This window comes from Bacteroides sp. AM07-18 (assembly GCF_003602695.1).
GTDB lineage: Bacteria > Bacteroidota > Bacteroidia > Bacteroidales > Bacteroidaceae > Bacteroides > Bacteroides uniformis.
In genome coordinates, this window is the sequence record NZ_QTLM01000009.1 from 123,393 (window position 1) to 141,296 (window position 17,904).

Genomic DNA, 17,904 nt, shown 5'->3' on the forward strand with positions numbered 1-17,904 from the left:
ATTGTTTTTGCTATTTGCAGTGCCTAAGTTCCTTGTGTATATAGGTAATATGGAAATAGTAAGTGAATCCATCTTTGAAGTATTGGGTATATGAAATATCTAAAACAGATAGAATATTCTATACTGGCTGCCATGACATTCAGTTTGATTAGAACGTTTGTTCACAGTCTGATAAGCGAACAGAATAGATACAGTCGTATATACCAAGCTGTTTTTAAAAGACGGTTAGACTATATTGACAACCTTGAAACTTGGATTTGTGCTGCTAGTATGATGATACTTCTTGTACCATTGATTTACAAATTGGTAAATAAGGAATGGAAGGATGCAGGGGTGCTGCTGTTATTTTCATTGCTACTTATACCGTGGGTATTTAATACCTACTGCATTAAATAAAAAAATATGGGGGAATTAAAGCAATATGAATGTACTAAATGTGGCTACACAACACCGGTACTGCATTTTGGTTGTGGGTTCAGAGACTATTATGAAGTTTATATTTGTAAGGCTTGTCAAACAATACAGAGTTCTTTGGTTGCAACAGAGGATTGTATGTCTGAGTTTGATGAAGAAAGTGAACTTGATAATGTTAACCTAGTAACAGTCTATGGTGAGGATTACAACAATAAGGAATTGGTAGAATATAGCAAAAGAGAGAAAGCTAAAAAGTGCAATCACTGTTCATCACAGGTTATTTCTGAAATTCCGTATCAAATAGAAATAGACTTTCAGAATATGACAGATGTTGACAAGAGATTACCACACATGAAGTACTATACAACTTCAAAAGACATTGTTAGAATGATAAGAAGAGGTAAGAAGCAAATTATTCATTGTAATGATTGTAACAATGATGTGACTTATAATAGTTTTGTGGATGATTTCAATATCAAATGTGTTCATTGTGGTAGTATTCAATTAGAAGTTTGGGATGAAAAGCATTGTCCTAAATGTGGTGAAAAAATGGTATGGGGTGGAGACTGGGGAAGGAATATACTTGAAGCATTTTGGGATTAATATTAACAGATAAATATCTCATATATCCATTAATAGGAACTACACTAATAGGAGGAATGAACTATGAGAAAGGTGACAATGAATGAATACATAGAACTTATAGATGAGCTTTGTGCTAAATGTAATTCTGGGGAATTAACAGAAGAGGGAGTGAACGATATATTAGCGGAGATAACTATTGGTGAATGGAAGTCAGACCCATGTATACCGCATGATGCACCAGATGATTATATACTGCCAGATAACAATACTATATATTAATTTAGTTATCTGATAATTGATACATTTTTTCATATAAAATGGCATAAGTGGAATTATGAAACGTGAATTTAAAAGCGGTGAAGTAGTATTGGAAGTATATGATGCGTCTCTTAGAATTGTAATGGACCATTTACTTCCACCATACGAAGAAAATGGAGAATGTAGCTATACTATTAATATAGCAGGTAACGAGAACTTTGGAGGGGGATTTCCACGTAAGTATGTGGAAAAGCAAGTAAATGAATATCTAGATACAATAAGAGACTTCATTATAGAAGGATTAATTAGTAAAGGTAATCTTAAATGAATTAATATGAATAATGAACTATCAGAACTAATTTATGAGGATTATGGTAAATTCCAAGTTCTGAATGAAGCTAACATTATACGTACTGACGAAGAGATAAAAGAATTGTTTAATTGTAAAGGAGAATGGGAAGTTACAGATGGAGTTACAGATATGCGCTTCTAGTTATTAATATATTCATCCATAGGAGGAACGACTTATGAACTTAATGGAAGAAATGTGGATAAGCAAACCACAAAAAAGAATAACTAAATTATCTGATTTATCAGACGGAGTTATAGCAAGAATAAAGTTTTATAATGCTAATAAGGAATATACAGTGGATAGCTTTAAGTTAATGTTTGAAGATTATAAGAAATCTATCTATTGTTGTCAAGACTTTATAAAATTATGCCAAATCATTAACGATTATGACTACATAGTAAACTATATTAATCAATCTCATTTTAAGAATGAATTGGATATATTTACCCCAGAATTTGATAAAAAACGTACTCACCATATGACATCTTATAGGTCAAATGAAGATGTATTACAAGTAAGAGTAATTTCCAATGAAGGAGTTATAAAGAGCTATGATATGTCTGCAATAGGAATTACATTTAAAGATATATTTCACATTATAGATAAAGAACGTAATAACTAATAAATCTAATGAATTAATATGGCTGGTAAACTAATGCCCAATAAACAACCGGAGTTTTTCACTCCCAATGCTCCAATTAAATACGCAATGGCAGGAGGAAGAGGAGTAATGATAGGTTGCGGAATTATGACAACCTTATATGTCATAGGCGTAATTGTAGGGTTGTGTTTGTGCTATGGTTGGAGTAGCCTTTTTCTACCTTTCCTGCCATTTATCATCATAGGTGTTATGGTGGAATTTCCATGCTGTATATGGAAAGGCTTTAAGAAGTTCTACAATCTGGGATATGATAAGGAACGGAGAATATAAAAATGTTTTTCTCATGTTAGACTGATAAATAGGTAAAACAATGAGATATATGAGAAAGAAACTAATTATTGAATATCTTTTTGTTTTGTTAAATAATTTCGTAAATTTGTAATAATGCAGTAAGATTACTATATTTGCCAAAAAGATAAGATGCAAGTGTATGGTTAGAATGTCGTCAAAAGAAGATTTAAATGTTCCTACCTATCTGATTGAGCATTTATTGGCTATCATTAAGATTACTAATGAATCCCCCAATTTATTGCAAACGCAAGCGGACTGTTCAACCATTTTTGAGACGATTGAAGATGTGAGAGCATATATTTGTAAATGTGCTCAAGAATATGAAATCATAGAAGAGTTTACTTCTAAAAAATTTGAGGACTTAATTAATTGTTTTGATTTCCTTATTTGTGACCATAAACTAATTCGTCTCTGTAATTTATTGTTGTTATTTAAAAAGGCACAAGAGATTAAACTCGTATCTGATACCAATGAGCGTAAAACCTTAGAAGCTGACGAGCAGAAAATTATAGAAACAGCTATACAGAACGAATTATTTGAGCACTTGAAGATAAGCCATAAGTTGGAAGAATATGCCCCATTAATAGTCTGGAACCGTTCCAATCCTCCCACCAGTTTTATTTATGAGAAAAAGGAGGGTATATACACCTATGCTGCTAGTAATCCACGACCTATTTCTATTGACAAAAGTGCTCTTAAGCAAATGAAGAATAAAGAGGCTGAAATTTTAAAATCGCAAACTTACATTACTAACCACTTATATAAAAGATTGATACAAAAAGGATTTGTTCTTCCTTCTCCATCACGTACAAAACTAAAGACTAAACCTGCATGTTTCATTTATGATACTTTGATGTTTTTGGGGTATTTCTCTAATGATTATTCCATTATGAATAACAAATATCGAATCAATAAGGCTAAGAGAGACCGTATAAAAGAGATTATAATATTCACAAAATGAAGGTTATCCAATCCATTTAAAATTGGGGGAATCATTAACACGACATCTCATGTTATCCCCCCCTAGGACAAATTCTTATGTCCCGTTTTTTATCGACCTTTGCCACCAGAAAGGAACGAGAGTAGAAATGTTTCTACTGGGATGTCCTATTTTTATTATGAACCAAAAAAATGAGCTGGCACTTCAAGTTTTAACACTAGCGGTGCTAGCCAGTAAAGGACTCAAGATAGCTAGGCTATCAGGTAATCGTAACTTTGACGAAAAGGTGGTTAAAGCCAAAATGAAGTCCATGAAGGCAAATGGAATGTTAGTTCCTGCTATCATAGTGTATGCAACGAAGGTTATAGAAGCCGGATTGGAAATTGTAGATTTTGAAACGGGAGAAATCATTAGCGCAGCTGATGCAGCCCGGTACGTTGTGTTAGTGGATGCAAACCACCGTTACAAAGGTCATCTGAATCTTCTGGAAGCTAACAAGGACTTAAAAGATGAAGAAAAGTACAAAGGTGAGTTCTATCTTATCTTTGCTTTGAATGAAGAAATTGCAATCTCGAGAATGTTTTCAGAAATTAACATTTGTACAAATCCCTGGAAGGGAGGCGACTTTCCTAAGGGGGCTAAAATGGCGTGCAAAGAGAAACTTCCGCTACTTGATTTTATCGTGAAGCTTACTGAACAAGGTTATCCATTACCAACTGCCTCAAAATGGGGAACGTTTAAAGCGAGTATTACTAAAGAGATAATGGCAGATGCAATGGCAGGTAAGATAAGTGATAAATTACGGAAAACTAATGGATTGGAAAGAGGTGAGAAATTATTAAAAGCAGCAGCAGAACACCTCTCTAAAGAGGTTCTCAAAAGTCGAACTCTCGTTGATTGGGTTATCAATAAATACGATGAAGCAGACGATGAACAAAAAGTTAGTGTGATTGACAATCTGTTTGCCTTCTTTTCAAGTTTGAGCAAAGAGAAAGCAGAGCAGATAGAGAAAGCCAAAGGACAACGAGGTGGCGATACCAAAGAGACCATTATAAATCGTCTTCTTAACAAATTCTACGAGCAGTTCAAACAATCTCAAAGAACTTCTACTGATGAGTAAAATTAAAAGCCAGTTATCGAGATGATAGCTGGCTTTTTTATCTCTATTACAAGTGATGCCAGGAAATTATATCGTGAACCAACTAGTCATTGTTATGTTGGAAGAATGTCGTATAGAATATTCTGATAGGATAAATGTTTTATTTTAATTGCTTTCTTTTCTTAAATAATTGGCTGTTATGGCTAGAAGATGTATTTTTGTAGCGGTTGAGGTGAGATATTTGTTACGGAATTTAATAACCATATGTTTAATCGCTTGGTAATCAGTATGGGTAATAAAGATAGCTTGTTTTTATTACTTTTGTCGCATTGACAAGCGAAATATTTCCTAAGATGCGCAAAGTTTACTACATTTATAATCCCCAGACGCAGACGTACGACCGTATTTATCCTACCGTGAGGCAGCGGGCGCTGAGCATTCTCCGCCGTTTGTTCATCGGTATGGGGCTGGGTGCGGGAAGTTTCATCGTATTGCTGCTTATCTTCGGCTCTCCGTCGGAGAAGGAGTTGCGAAAGGAGAACAGCAAACTGCAGGCGCAGTACAACGTCCTCTCCCGCCGGCTGGACGAGGCTATGGGAGTGCTGCAAGACATACAGCAGCGTGATGACAATCTGTACCGGGTGATTTTCATGGCCGACCCTATTCCTTCTGCCATCCGTCAGGCTGGATACGGCGGTACCAACCGCTATGAGCATCTGATGGATATGGCTAACTCCGACTTGGTTATCAATACCACGCAGAAAATGGATATGATTAGCAAGCAACTCTATATCCAGTCCCGCTCCTTTGACGATGTGGTGGAGATGTGCAAGAATCATGATGAAATGCTGCGCTGCATTCCTGCCATACAGCCGGTTTCCAATAAAGACCTCCGTAAGACCGCTTCGGGTTACGGTACGCGTATCGACCCCATTTATGGTACCAGCAAGTTCCATGAGGGTATGGACTTTTCGGCTCCCCAGGGCACGGATGTCTATGCCACGGGAGATGGCACCGTGGTGCAGATGGGCTGGCAATCGGGCTATGGCAACAGAATTGTGATAGACCACGGCTTCGGTTATCAGACGGTGTATGCACACTTGCGCGATTTCCGGACGAAGTTGGGCAAGAAAGTGGTACGTGGTGAGGTCATTGGCGGGGTAGGCAGTACGGGCAAGAGTACTGGTCCGCACTTGCACTACGAAGTACACGTTAAGGGAAAAGTTGTGAATCCCGTCAACTACTACTTCATGGATCTCAGTGCCGAGGATTATGACCGCATGATACAGATTGCGGCGAACCATGGTAAGGTGCTTGATTGACGGATGATTTATAGAGAAAGGATTACATCATGCTGAATACAGATAAGAATTTAAAGTTATATTACTCCATCAGCGAGGTGGCTGCCATGTTCGATGTCAACGAATCGCTGCTCCGTTTCTGGGAAAAGGAGTTTCCGCAACTCAATCCGAAGAAGGGGGGGCGGGGAATACGCCAGTACCGTAAGGAGGACATTGAGACAGTGAAACTTATCTATCATCTGGTGAAGGAGCGCGGAATGACCTTGCCCGGCGCCCGCCAACGGATGAAAGACAATAAAGAAGCTACGATACGCAACTTTGAAATCGTAGATCGCCTGAGAGCTATCCGCGAAGAACTGGTAGGCATGAAACTGGCATTGGATGAGTTTACTTACGAGGATGTGGAGAGCTTGAAGGAAAATATTCAAGGACTGAAGTAGAATAAATACCACTCCGTTTATTCCTCTACTCTCGTCACTTGTTTTATATTCTGTATCTGCTTCAGGTTATTGCAGATAGTGCGCACGTCGTCCACATCGTGTACATAGAGTTGTATCTTTCCTTCGAAGATACCATCGTTGGTTTCGATGGTCAGTTTACGGATATTCACGTTGAGCTGGCGGGAGATGACTTGAGTTACTTCGTTCAGCAATCCCATGCTGTCTATACCTTTTATATATATGGTGACGAGGAACGACAAATCCTTGTGAGTGTCCCACTCGGTGGCGATGATACGGTTTCCGTAGCTACTCTTAAGGCGGGTGGCAATGGGGCATTGGCGCTTGTGGATGACAACACGGTTTTGCTCGTCGATGTATCCCAGTACGTCGTCACCCGGAATGGGGTGGCAACAGTCGGCCATAATATAGTTCTTTGAGATGGTCTCTTCCGTCAGCTTCAGAATCTGCTTGGTGTTGATTTTCTCTTGTGGTGCTTTCTCTTCCGGTTGTTCTTTGGCATCCTTGTTGTCCTTGTTACCGAAGGAGAAGGTCAGGAACTTCTTCCAGTTGCTGTTCTGCTTTTCCTTGAACACGTTCTTGTCGGCATCGCCCAGCACAACCCGTTTGTTGCCGATGGCAACGAGCAGCTCGTCGCGGGTGTGGAAGCCGTGCAGCCTGGTCAGCTTGTCCAGAGCAGCATCATCCATACGTATATCCTCGTTTTTGAAGAATTCGTTCAGTATGGTTTCACCTTCTTTCTGATAGGCTTTCGCCTCTTTGCGCAGGATGGCGGCAATCTTGGCGCGGGCGCGGGCAGTGGTGGCATACACTTCCCACTCCGGCTGTACGCGTTGCGATTTGGAGGTCAATATCTCTACCTGGTCACCGCTTTGCAGCTTGTGGCTTAGGGGAACCAGTTTGTGGTTTACCTTGGCGCCGATGCAGTGGCTGCCGATGTCGGTATGCAAGGAGAAGGCAAAGTCCAGTGCCGTAGAGTTCTGCGGCATGGTCTTGAGGTCGCCTTTCGGGGTGAAGACGAAAATTTCCGATGCAAACAAGTTCAGTTTGATGGTATCGAGAAAATCGATGGCGTCCGGTTGTGGGTCGTCCAGAATTTCCTTGATGGTACGCAACCATTTCTCCAGTTCGCCTTCATCTTCGCTGCCTCCGCCTTCTTTGTATTTCCAGTGGGCGGCAAAGCCTTGTTCGGCAACGTCATTCATGCGTTCACTGCGGATTTGTACTTCAATCCATTGCCCGTTGTTACCCATAAGGGTGACGTGCAGGGCTTGGTAGCCGTTGGCTTTGGGATGGCTCACCCAGTCGCGCAGGCGGTCAGGGTGGGGCTTGTATATCTTGGATATGGAGACGTAAATGTCGAAGCAGTCGTTTAGCTCTTCCTCTATATTGCGGGGCTCGAAGATGATGCGGACAGCAAGCAAATCATAGATTTCCTCGAAGGGGACATGCTTGGTCTGCATTTTGTTCCAGATGGAGTAGATGGACTTTACACGGGCAAGGATACGGTATTTCAGTCCCATTTTGTCCAGTTGTGCCCGTATCGGAGCGGTGAACTCATTGAATACCTTGTCGCGCTCCACGGCGGTGGCTTCCAGTTTCTCTTCTATCTCGTGGTACTCTTCCGGATGTTCGTACTTGAAGCTCAGGTTTTCCAGTTCTGTCTTGATTTTGTACAAGCCGAGGCGGTTGGCGAGCGGGGCATAAATATAGAGTGTTTCGCCTGCAATCTTGAACTGCTTGTTGGGCAGCATGGAGCCGAGTGTACGCATGTTATGCAGACGGTCGGCTATCTTGATGAGGATAACCCGGATATCGTCGGACATGGTGAGCAGCAGCTTCTTGAAGTTCTCTGCCTGCGCCGAGGCACGGTCGCCGAAGATACCGCCGGAAATCTTTGTCAGCCCGTCTACAATCTGGGCGATTTTGGGACCGAAGATGTTTTCAATATCCTCTACGGTGTAGTCGGTGTCCTCCACCACATCATGCAGCAATGCCGAGCATATGGAAGTAGACCCCAGTCCTATCTCATTACAGACAATCTTTGCCACAGCAATGGGGTGCATGATGTAGGGCTCGCCGGAACGACGCTTGATGCCCTTATGCGCCTGGTTGGCAAAGTTGAATGCTTTGGTTATTATTTCGACGCGCTTGCGGTGCTTGGTGGCCAAATAGTCGTTCAACAGTTCTTGGAATGCCTGTTCGATCATTTCCTCTTCGGCTTTTTCCTTTTCCTTCTGACTTATATTTTCTTCCATATACTGCTTTCTCCTTTCTTCACTTCACTTTTTGCAAAAATAAGCAATTTTCAACACCGGGCAAGCGTTTATGTCTTTATTTATAAATCTTCAAGCGCTTTCCTGCGGAGATTCTGGTACTGCGCAATCCATTCCAACTTTTTAACTGATTGACAGTGACACCGTATTTCCGTGCAATGCTGCCGAGATTCTCGCCACTGCGTATCTTGTGGTAGGTGACATTCCCCGTAGCGGTACTGCCTTTGCTGCTACGTGCCGTCGAGCGTGTATTGGAAACGGCCACGACTCTGCGGTTCTTGAACAGTTCGTTGCTGCGGTGGGCATAGATGGTGTCTTGCTTGTCAATGAAGGCACTGATGTAGTTGATGGGGAGGCGTAGCGTCTGCGGCTTGCTCTCTCCGGGGATGATGCTTTTCTTGAATTGGGGATTCAGGCTCTTTATCTGGTCCAGGCTGATGCCGCATAGGTCGGAAATCTGCTCGAAATGAAGGTTACGGCTTACTTGCACCGTATCGGTTGCTTCCGGAATGTCGGTTTCCATGGGGCAGATGTTGTGCTTGCAGTAGTAGGTCATTACGTAGTTGGCGGCAATGAAGGCGGGCACGTAGCCGCGTGTCTCTTTGGGCAGATAGTTGTAGATTTCCCAATAATCGGTTTTCCCTCCCGAGCGGCGGATGGCTTTGTTGATGGTGCCCGGACCGCAGTTGTAGGCGGCAATCACCAGGTTCCAGTCTTTGTAAATGTCATACATGTCCTTCAGGTAGCGTGCTGCCGCCCAGGTCGCCTTTATCGGGTCACGGCGTTCGTCTACGAGGCTATTGCTTTCCAGTCCGTATATCTTTCCGGTGGCAAGCATAAATTGCCATAGTCCGCAAGCTCCCGCACGGGATACGGCAGAAGGGTTGAGAGCGGATTCTATGATGGGCAGGTATTTCAGTTCGAGCGGCAGGCCGTAGGCATCCAGTGCTTCTTCGAAGATGGGCATATAGAAGTTGCAGGCGCTCAGCATGAAGGCAACCTGGTTGCGCAGGCGTCCGGCATACATGTCGATGAACTTGCGCACAATCTCGTTGTATGGCATTTCCATGACGGTCGGCATGCGCGACAACCGGTCTATGTATACAGAGTCACTGAACATCGGGTTTACGGTAGAGGTGCTGCAGTCTTTTCCCAAGTCTATGTAATTCTTGGCTTTCCAGTCATTGAGCAGGCTGTCCAGCGGATAGGTCATGCTTTTGGGCAGCTCGATGGATTCCTGGCGTTCCGTGCCGTTTTCGCGGATAAGCACTTCCACGCTTTCTTGCGCATGCATGGCCGGAGCGGTGAAGAGGGCGCAAAACAGAAGCGAGGAACCGAGGATAATTCTTTTCATATATATGGCCTTGTGTATCATAGGTAATAATTTATGCTTTAATTTTCGTTTTTAGAATCGGAAACTGCATTGTACACCGACGTTCCTATTAGAGGAACCGGTCATCTGGCTGTTGATTATGGCAGGTTCCACTTTCATGCTGAGGTCGGGGGTGATGTCAAAGTTGGACAGCTCTGCGTCTACGTATGCGTCGACAACGGACAGCAGGTATACACCGATAAAGGCGAAGATGCTCAAGTCGCGGTATCGCCGGAAGGTGTCCTTACGCTTCCGTAGTGTCTCCGTCAGCTGGCTTTCGGTATAGTTATAGTTGGGAGGCAGCAGGTCGGTAATGGTACTGGAGTTGAAATTACCATTTACGGCATCCTTGTAGGCGGCCGAATAGTCCTTATACATCTTGCTGTTCCACGTAAGGGCATAGGCACAACCGGCAAATCCTCCATAGAAGATGGGCAGTTTCCAATACTTGCGGTTGTAAATTTGTCCACCGCCGGGAATGACGAGGGCAAGCCAGGTGGCTTTTGTGGGATTAGGTACCCACCTTTTGGGGTCGATGGCCTTTTGCAGACTGTCTGTAGGCACGGGCTGTTCCTTCAGGTCGGGGCTGGCAGTCATTTCCAGCATCTTCCGCTTGTTTTCGGCTGCAAGACTGTCGGCAACAGTGAGGCTGTCCCGGTTCACCACGGTGTTGAGTGTATCGGTCTGATGCCGCTGCGCACGCTTGGAAGCGGCACGTGGACGGTCCTGACCATACATAGCAATCCCTGCCATCTGTAAAAAACAGAGCAGCAGGGCAATGGCTAACTGATATATTCTTCCTTTTTTCCTCATTTATTTCTTCAGCGTATCAAGAATGCCGATGATACGTTCCAATTCTTCTTCGTTATTGAACGGGATACTGATTTTACCTTTTCCTTTCTCCGAGCAGGTTAGCTGCACCTTGGTACTGAAAAAGCCCGAGAGCTGTTGTTTCAGCATATTGAATTCTTCGGGCAGTTTGGCGCGCTTGGGGGCAATCTTACGACCACCGCTCTTCACGCTTTCGCCTTCACTCAGTGACTTTACGATTTCTTCCACTTTGCGTACGGAATACCCGTGCTCCAGGATTTCTTCGAAAATCTTCACTTGCAGTTTGGGATCGCCAAGCGTTACCAAAGCGCGGGCATGTCCCATGTCTATCTGCTTGTTCTGCAGTCCCATCTGGACGGGGGCGGGCAGTTTGAGCAGGCGCAGGTAGTTGGCAATGGTGGTACGCTTCTTACCTACGCGTTCGCTGAGGCGTTCCTGCGTCAGTCCGTATTGTTCCAACAGATGCTGGTAAGCGAGGGCTATTTCTACGGAGTTCAAGTCTTCGCGCTGTATGTTTTCGATGAGCGCCATTTCCATGACGTTCTCGTCATCTGCAGTGCGGATATAGGCAGGGATGCTTGTCAGTCCGGCAAGCTGCGAAGCACGGAAACGACGCTCGCCGGCGATAATCTGGTATTCGTCGTCGCTAAGCTTGCGCAGGGTGATGGGCTGTATGATGCCGATTTCGGAGATGGAATCGGCTAACTCCTGCAACGCAACCGGGTCGAATTCATGACGGGGCTGGTTGGGATTGACCGTAATCTTCGACAGCTCTATCTCATTGATAGAGGAGGAACCTTCGGTCTTTACTTCATCCATGGAGAAGAGGGCGTCTAGCCCGCGTCCTAATGCATTTCTTTGTGCCATCTGTTTATTTACTATTTGACGATTTACAATTTAACCATACGGGATGATTTGTTTGTGCATTGTAAATATGGTATTTATCACTAATCATTAATCACTAACCACTATAATCACTTCTTTTCGTTTCTGCTTATCAATTCCTTGGCAAGTGCCATGTGGTTTTTGGCTCCGGTTGAGTCTGCGTCATAGAGAATGGTGGGCAGGCCGTAGCTGGGAGCTTCGCTCAGTTTCACATTGCGCTGGATGACGGTGTTGAATACCAATTCCTGGAAGTGGCGTTTCACTTCATCGTAAATCTGGTTGGCCTGGCGCAGACGCGAGTCGTACATCGTCAGCAGGAAGCCTTCGATTTCGAGGGCAGGGTTCAGCTTGGACTTGATGATTTTAATGGTATTCAGCAATTTGCTGATGCCTTCCAGTGCAAAATATTCCGCTTGTACGGGGATGATTACCGAATCGGCGGCAGTCAGTGCGTTGACCGTAATCAGACCCAAAGACGGGGAACAGTCTATCAAGATATAATCAAACTCATTCTTCAGCGGAGCGAGTACTTCTTTCAGTATCTTTTCGCGGTTTTTCAGATTGAGCATCTCTATTTCGGCACCTACCAGATTGATGTGGGAGGAGATTACCTTCAGTGTGTCTATCTCCGTGTCATGAAGGGCCTCGCGTACGTCTGCACGGTCAATAATGCACTCGTAGATAGTACATTCCGACTGCTTGATGTCCACACCCAATCCTGAGGAGGCATTGGCCTGCGGGTCGGCATCTACAACGAGCACTTTCTTTTCAAGCGTGGCGAGTGAGGCTGCGAGGTTGATTGTCGTCGTAGTCTTGCCTACACCACCCTTTTGGTTAGCCATAGCAATTATTTTTCCCATAATCTCAATATTTATTGGCAGCGAAATAAGTGATAATTCCGGATAGCGCCTACAAATTTGGAGAAAGATTGCAAAAACGGTTGATAAGTCGGCTGTTTTGTTAATAACTCACAGACGTTTACCGCTGTTTTTCTTCTTGTAAATTGCGCGTAAAGCGTTCTTTCTCTGTTTAGTGGGCAAATATACGTATTTATCTTGAAATGAAGCTGATTTTTTGTCTCGCTTGCAGAAGATTAAGATTTGTAAACCAATGGAAGACATTGGCTTGGACTATTCTCTCTACTTGCATGAGATGTACATCTCGTGTTGTTTGAAACGTGCATCTCATGTTGCTCGAGATGTACATCTCATGCAGATGGACTACCGTGTGGAAGATGGTCGGGGGATAAGTTGTTCCCGGGCAGAAGGAGAGGAGCTGGTGTCAGACCAAGGCTTTGACGAACTCCCAGCAGAAGTACGCACTCATCACACATTTCACTACTGTGCCCAGCAAGAATCCAAGCAGCGAGCCCAGCCCCGATTTCAAGGCCTGGTCTGTCTTGCTGCCTCCCATCAGTTCGCCGGCAAAGGCTCCGAGAAAGGGGCCGAGGATGATGCCCCAAGGCATGAAGAACAACCCTACGATGGTGCCTATGAGGCAGCCGCGCGTTCCCCACCGACTGCCTCCGCTGTATTTGCTGCCCAGCATCGGGACGAAATAATCCAGTATCTGTACAAGGACGACTGCTGCCAGCCATAAAAGTAACTGCGTGGTGGAAAACTGCGCCTTGTCCGTGAAATGTAGAAGCAACAAGCCTGCATAGGCTACGGGCGGTCCCGGAATCATAGGCAGGATGCAGCCTGCCAATCCGACAATCAGGCAGAGGATGCCCAAGATGATGAGAAGAATGTCCATAGGTGTATCGTTTCTGTTGGTGAAGATGGCAGCGGTTGTTCCCTGCTACTCGAATCGGTTGTATATGACAATGGGGCGGGAGCGGCGTGTGCTCATCGACGGGAACCATATATCGTCGGCTGTGAGGCCACATTGCTTGATGGCTTCGGCGCAGTATTCCAGTCGTCCGAAGTCGGCATCGACATTGTTTGTACCGAATGTGAGTTTGATTCCACGTGCTTTGGCGCGACGGATAATCTCGAAACTGGGAATCCGGTAGCGTGCATTGATTTCCAGAACGATTCCATGTTGTTGCAATACATTCAATACGCGTTCAATGCGTCCGTCCGTCCAGTACTTGTCGTAATCATGCGCCATAGTATCGGGCAAGAAGGTAGGGTTGGCATAAATGTCGGCTGGCTCGTTGGTCAGAATCAGGACTGTTTGGTCGACAAGGTGGTCCATATACTGTTCAAGCGTAATGTCATCAAAGAGTGCTTCTTCGGCCCGGTAGATGCGCGAATTACGTCCCTTGTGGTCTATGATGGTCATGGCGTCGGTAAACAGGTAATCGAAAATCCCCAAAGCTTCCTGCGAGAAAGTTGCCGTCCATTTGCGTCCCTCACCTTGTACACCGCACAGGAATGGCATCCCTTTTACTTCATTAAAATAGTCGTACACTTCTTTGTCATCGGCCAGCATACGTCCTACGCCTCCTTCTCCGGCATTGGGGGCGACACCATAGTTGATACCGTAATTCATGGACATGGCGTGTGCCATTTCCTTCGTCAGCCCTCCTTTCAAGTGAACGTGATAGTCTATAACTGGGAAATCGTGCTGCTGTAGCCTGATTATCTCATCCGTGCGCTCGTCTACCGGAGCAAGCGTGTCGGCTTCGTTGCGTGCCTCCTTGGCAAGCCGTTCGATGGCGAGATTCCGGAATGACACTTCGCCGTGTATGCCTTGCAGGGCAATGGAACCTTGACTCAGCAGTTGCCGGGCGTGCTCCTCTGTGCGATATGGGTGTCCGGGTTCGGTATAACAAACAACTTCGGTTCCGTTAATGCAGACAATGATGTTTTGTCCGCGTACGGTTATCTCGAAGTCAAACCATTCTCCATCTTTTGCGAGTGAGCGATAGAGGTTGCGCACCGAGGCGAGTGAGCCGCTCTTGCGTGTGCCGTCGATGTCTCCGTTACGGAATATCACTTCATAACCGGACTCGCCGTCCGTATGAAAGAGGAGGCCTGCTTCGGAGCCGGGTTGTGTGAGGGCTTCTCCGGTGAGTCGGAAATTTTGGTATTCTTTGTCGTTGAAGAGCTTCCGGCCTTCTGCAATGACCGGGTCTGCCGTGTGAAGCGTAGATGTCCCGTCATTCCATTGGTCAAGTGGCTCGGGAGAACTGCTCCTGCCACAGCTTGTCAGGGTTGTTAGAAACAGAATAATTGCGGCAGCTGCCGTCTCGATGCGTGCAGCAATGGTAGAATGGCAAGAAGTGTTCATTATAGCATGGATTTTATGAATGATTATATTCCAATTATTGTCGGTACAAAGTTAGCCTTTTCTGAAAATATCTTTGAATACAAAAGAATTATTATCTTTGTAGTATTCTGTTTAAAGCCTTTTTAGCTACTTTTGCACGATAATAAAAAAGAAAGTTATGGAAAATCAGAGACCTTTGATATTGATTTCCAATGATGACGGCATCATTGCGAAAGGTATTAGCGAGTTAATCAAATTCCTCCGTCCGCTGGGCGAGATTGTGGTAATGGCGCCGGATGCACCTCGCTCTGGAAGTGCGTGTGCGCTGACTGTAACGGAACCTATCCACTACCAGTTGGTCCGTAAGGATGTTGGGCTGACGGTATACAAGTGTTCCGGTACGCCGACCGATTGTGTGAAGCTGGCTTTTCATACGGTGCTCGACCGCAAGCCCGACTTGGTGGTAGGCGGCATCAACCACGGCGACAATTCTTCTGTAAACCTGCATTATTCCGGTACGATGGGCGTTGTGATAGAGGGATGCCTGAAAGGAGTGCCTTCCATCGGATTCTCCCTTTGCAACCATGAGCCGAACGCTGATTTTGAACCTGCAGGTCCTTACATCCGCGAGATAGCCCGGCTGGTATTGGAGAAAGGACTCCCTCCGTTGACATGCCTCAATGTCAACTTCCCCGATACCAAAGAATTGAAGGGTGTGAAGATTTGCGAACAAACCAAGGGGCAATGGACCAATGAATGGGAAAACTTTGCCCATAGAGGAGATGCCCATTACTACTGGCTGACCGGCGAGTTTGAGAACAACGATGCCGAAAATGAGAAGAATGACCATTGGGCGCTTGATAACGGTTATGTGGCAATCACCCCGACCACGGTGGATGCAACGGCATACGGCTTGATTGATGAACTGAAAGCATGGTTCTGAATTAATTGACAATTATCAATTGATATGAAGTATTACTTGATTGTCGGTGAAGCTTCCGGCGACCTGCATGCCTCCCATCTGATGGCTGCATTGAAGGAGGAGGACTCGCAAGCGGAGTTCCGTTTCTTCGGAGGCGACCTCATGGCTGCAGTGGGCGGTGTGATGGTGAAGCATTACAAAGAGTTGGCGTATATGGGGTTCATTCCCGTACTGCTGCATCTGCGCACCATCTTTGCCAATATGAAGCGCTGCAAGGAGGACATTGTTACGTGGCAGCCGGATGTGCTGATTTTGGTGGACTATCCGGGCTTTAATCTGGATATAGCCAAGTTTGTCCATGCCAACACAAGGATTCCTGTCTTTTATTATATTTCTCCCAAGATTTGGGCATGGAAGGAATACCGCATCAAGAATATTAAACGGGATGTGGATGAGCTGTTCTCCATCCTACCGTTCGAGGTGGAGTTTTTTGAAGGGAAGCACGGGTATCCGATACATTATGTCGGCAATCCGACAGTGGATGAAGTGACGGCTTTTCTTGCTTCCAGCTCAGAGACATTCGACGACTTTGTCCGGGCAAACGGACTTTCGGCCAAACCCGTTATTGCTCTGCTGGCTGGTAGCCGCAAGCAGGAAATCAAGGACAATCTGCCCGACATGCTTCGTGCGGCAGCTTCTTTTCCCGATTATCAACTGGTGCTGGCCGGTGCTCCGGGTATTTCCCCCGAGTATTACAAACGTTATGTGGGTGGGGTGGACGTGAAGATTATCTTCAACAAGACATTCCCTTTGTTGAGGCAGGCAGAGGCTGCACTGGTCACTTCGGGGACGGCAACGCTGGAAACAGCTCTGTTTCGTGTGCCGCAAGCGGTATGTTACCATACTCCGATAGGGAAGGTTATCGCTTTCCTGAAACGGCATATACTGAAAGTGAAGTACATTTCCCTGGTCAATCTCATAGCCAACCGGGAGGTGGTGAAAGAGCTGGTTGCAGATACCATGACGGTAGAGCAGGTACGCTCGGAGCTGAACCGCATTTTGTACGATAAGGAATACCGCCGTCAGATGCTCGAGGGATATGAGTATATGGCATCCTGTCTGGGAGAGGCAGGGGCACCCAAACATGCTGCCCGCGAGATGGTGGCATTACTGAGGAGGAGGGAAGAATAATCGAAAAATTAAGAATTTGTTAAAATGGGAAAAGCCGGTGCAGTAAATGCCCGGCTTTTGTATTTTCTATATAGAAACAAATGAAAAGGACTTTGATTATGAAAAAGCTACATTGGTTATTTATGGCAATATGTTTGGCAGTGATGCCCGCTTTGCAATCATGTGATGATAACGACGGATATTCTTTGGGTGATTTTACCCCGCCTTTGTGGGCCACTGTGCGTGTTACGGGAAATGCCTTTTATTTAAACTGCGATGTTTGGGGGACGCTCTGGCCGGTGAATACGGACATAGGGTGGTATGATGCTGTGGATGGGCAGCGTGTGATTACCGTGTTCAATCCTTTGTGGGACAACTATGCAGGATATGACCATGCTGTGAAGCTGCTGCGTCTGCAGAACGTCTTGACGAAAGAGGTGGAGACGCTGACTCCCGAAACCGAAGAGGAATTTGGTAATGACCCCGTGTTTATATATAAAGGTGATATCACCATCAGTGGTGGCTATATGAACATTTTTTTCATGCAGAACCTGCCATCTTCGACTGATAATAAACACCGCATCAGCCTGGTGCGTCCGCAAGAAGATGATGCTTTGTATGGCGAAGATGGATACGTCCATTTGGAACTCCGCTATAACGATTATGATGACCTGACGGGACGTCGTAGTCCTGGTGCTGTCTCCTATAACTTGAACAGTCTGGACATCCCCTCTGAAACCAAAGGCATCAAGTTGAAACTCAATTCAGAAGAGAATGGAGAGGTGGAAGTAACCTTTGATTTGAAAACTGCGGGGAGTAATGAAAAGCTGACTACTAATGTGGATTTGTCCAATATGCAGTTGAAGTAAGAAA

20 protein-coding genes are annotated in these 17,904 nt (G+C 45.1%); 13 read left to right on the forward strand and 7 right to left on the reverse strand.

Annotated features, from left to right (window positions below):
- The first annotated feature begins 402 nt into the window (after positions 1 to 402).
- The 10 genes from DW096_RS12460 (at position 403) to DW096_RS12500 (ending at position 6,341) form a co-directional block, all read left to right on the forward strand.
- Positions 403 to 1,017, forward strand: coding sequence for a hypothetical protein (locus tag DW096_RS12460; RefSeq protein WP_118931064.1), 615 nt, complete (start codon positions 403 to 405; stop codon positions 1,015 to 1,017).
- A 63-nt stretch (positions 1,018 to 1,080) separates the two neighbouring features.
- Complete coding sequence (locus tag DW096_RS12465; RefSeq protein ID WP_118931065.1) at positions 1,081 to 1,278, forward strand: hypothetical protein; 198 nt, start codon at positions 1,081 to 1,083, stop codon at positions 1,276 to 1,278.
- A gap of 55 nt (positions 1,279 to 1,333) precedes the next feature.
- Positions 1,334 to 1,585, forward strand: coding sequence for a hypothetical protein (locus DW096_RS12470; protein WP_118931066.1), 252 nt, complete (start codon positions 1,334 to 1,336; stop codon positions 1,583 to 1,585).
- 6 nt (positions 1,586 to 1,591) lie between these two features.
- On the forward strand, positions 1,592 to 1,750 hold the full coding sequence (locus DW096_RS19290; RefSeq protein WP_158589300.1) for a hypothetical protein: 159 nt from the start codon (positions 1,592 to 1,594) through the stop codon (positions 1,748 to 1,750).
- A gap of 34 nt (positions 1,751 to 1,784) precedes the next feature.
- The gene (locus DW096_RS12475) at positions 1,785 to 2,231 is read left to right on the forward strand and encodes a hypothetical protein (protein WP_118931067.1); all 447 of its coding nucleotides are present in this window, start codon (positions 1,785 to 1,787) and stop codon (positions 2,229 to 2,231) included.
- Between the two features lie 18 nt (positions 2,232 to 2,249).
- Positions 2,250 to 2,540, forward strand: coding sequence for a hypothetical protein (locus tag DW096_RS12480; protein WP_195433559.1), 291 nt, complete (start codon positions 2,250 to 2,252; stop codon positions 2,538 to 2,540).
- Positions 2,541 to 2,700: 160 nt separating this feature from the next.
- Positions 2,701 to 3,522: a hypothetical protein gene (locus DW096_RS12485; protein ID WP_118931068.1), complete on the forward strand. Its 822-nt coding sequence runs from the start codon at positions 2,701 to 2,703 to the stop codon at positions 3,520 to 3,522.
- Positions 3,523 to 3,679: 157 nt separating this feature from the next.
- Positions 3,680 to 4,621 carry a hypothetical protein gene (locus DW096_RS12490; RefSeq protein ID WP_118931073.1) on the forward strand — a complete coding sequence of 314 codons (942 nt, stop codon included), beginning with the start codon at positions 3,680 to 3,682 and terminating at the stop codon, positions 4,619 to 4,621.
- Positions 4,622 to 4,953: 332 nt separating this feature from the next.
- A complete protein-coding gene (locus tag DW096_RS12495) occupies positions 4,954 to 5,922 on the forward strand; it encodes a M23 family metallopeptidase (RefSeq protein ID WP_005824061.1) in 969 nt (322 codons plus the stop codon).
- 29 nt (positions 5,923 to 5,951) lie between these two features.
- Entirely contained in the window at positions 5,952 to 6,341 is a 390-nt protein-coding gene (locus DW096_RS12500) for a MerR family transcriptional regulator (RefSeq protein ID WP_005824060.1), read from the forward strand.
- A gap of 17 nt (positions 6,342 to 6,358) precedes the next feature.
- On the opposite strand, the gene DW096_RS12505 is transcribed toward DW096_RS12500, so the two are convergent.
- The 7 genes from DW096_RS12505 to DW096_RS12535 form a co-directional block, all read right to left on the reverse strand.
- Positions 6,359 to 8,617, reverse strand: coding sequence for a bifunctional (p)ppGpp synthetase/guanosine-3',5'-bis(diphosphate) 3'-pyrophosphohydrolase (locus tag DW096_RS12505; protein ID WP_118931069.1), 2,259 nt, complete (start codon positions 8,615 to 8,617; stop codon positions 6,359 to 6,361).
- Positions 8,618 to 8,693: 76 nt separating this feature from the next.
- Complete coding sequence (locus tag DW096_RS12510; protein WP_200998832.1) at positions 8,694 to 9,989, reverse strand: lytic transglycosylase domain-containing protein; 1,296 nt, start codon at positions 9,987 to 9,989, stop codon at positions 8,694 to 8,696.
- Positions 9,990 to 10,040: 51 nt separating this feature from the next.
- Positions 10,041 to 10,820: a DUF5683 domain-containing protein gene (locus DW096_RS12515; protein ID WP_009037176.1), complete on the reverse strand. Its 780-nt coding sequence runs from the start codon at positions 10,818 to 10,820 to the stop codon at positions 10,041 to 10,043.
- Positions 10,821 to 11,705 (reverse strand): ParB/RepB/Spo0J family partition protein, encoded by an 885-nt coding sequence (locus DW096_RS12520; RefSeq protein ID WP_005824054.1) that lies wholly within the window; start codon positions 11,703 to 11,705, stop codon positions 10,821 to 10,823.
- Positions 11,706 to 11,812: 107 nt separating this feature from the next.
- Positions 11,813 to 12,583, reverse strand: coding sequence for a ParA family protein (locus tag DW096_RS12525; protein WP_008665665.1), 771 nt, complete (start codon positions 12,581 to 12,583; stop codon positions 11,813 to 11,815).
- A gap of 421 nt (positions 12,584 to 13,004) precedes the next feature.
- A complete protein-coding gene (locus DW096_RS12530; RefSeq protein ID WP_035450190.1) occupies positions 13,005 to 13,478 on the reverse strand; it encodes a DUF456 domain-containing protein in 474 nt (157 codons plus the stop codon).
- A 45-nt stretch (positions 13,479 to 13,523) separates the two neighbouring features.
- A complete protein-coding gene (locus DW096_RS12535; RefSeq protein WP_120028841.1) occupies positions 13,524 to 14,960 on the reverse strand; it encodes a DUF1080 domain-containing protein in 1,437 nt (478 codons plus the stop codon).
- A gap of 157 nt (positions 14,961 to 15,117) precedes the next feature.
- Here DW096_RS12535 and surE point away from each other — a divergent pair, with 157 nt between their 5' ends.
- The 3 genes from surE (at position 15,118) to DW096_RS12550 (ending at position 17,900) form a co-directional block, all read left to right on the forward strand.
- A complete protein-coding gene (gene surE / locus DW096_RS12540) occupies positions 15,118 to 15,882 on the forward strand; it encodes a 5'/3'-nucleotidase SurE (protein ID WP_005824046.1) in 765 nt (254 codons plus the stop codon).
- A gap of 24 nt (positions 15,883 to 15,906) precedes the next feature.
- Positions 15,907 to 17,052: a lipid-A-disaccharide synthase gene (gene lpxB / locus DW096_RS12545; RefSeq protein ID WP_005835179.1), complete on the forward strand. Its 1,146-nt coding sequence runs from the start codon at positions 15,907 to 15,909 to the stop codon at positions 17,050 to 17,052.
- 98 nt (positions 17,053 to 17,150) lie between these two features.
- The gene (locus DW096_RS12550; protein ID WP_005835182.1) at positions 17,151 to 17,900 is read left to right on the forward strand and encodes a NigD-like protein; all 750 of its coding nucleotides are present in this window, start codon (positions 17,151 to 17,153) and stop codon (positions 17,898 to 17,900) included.
- The last annotated feature ends 4 nt before the right edge of the window (positions 17,901 to 17,904 follow it).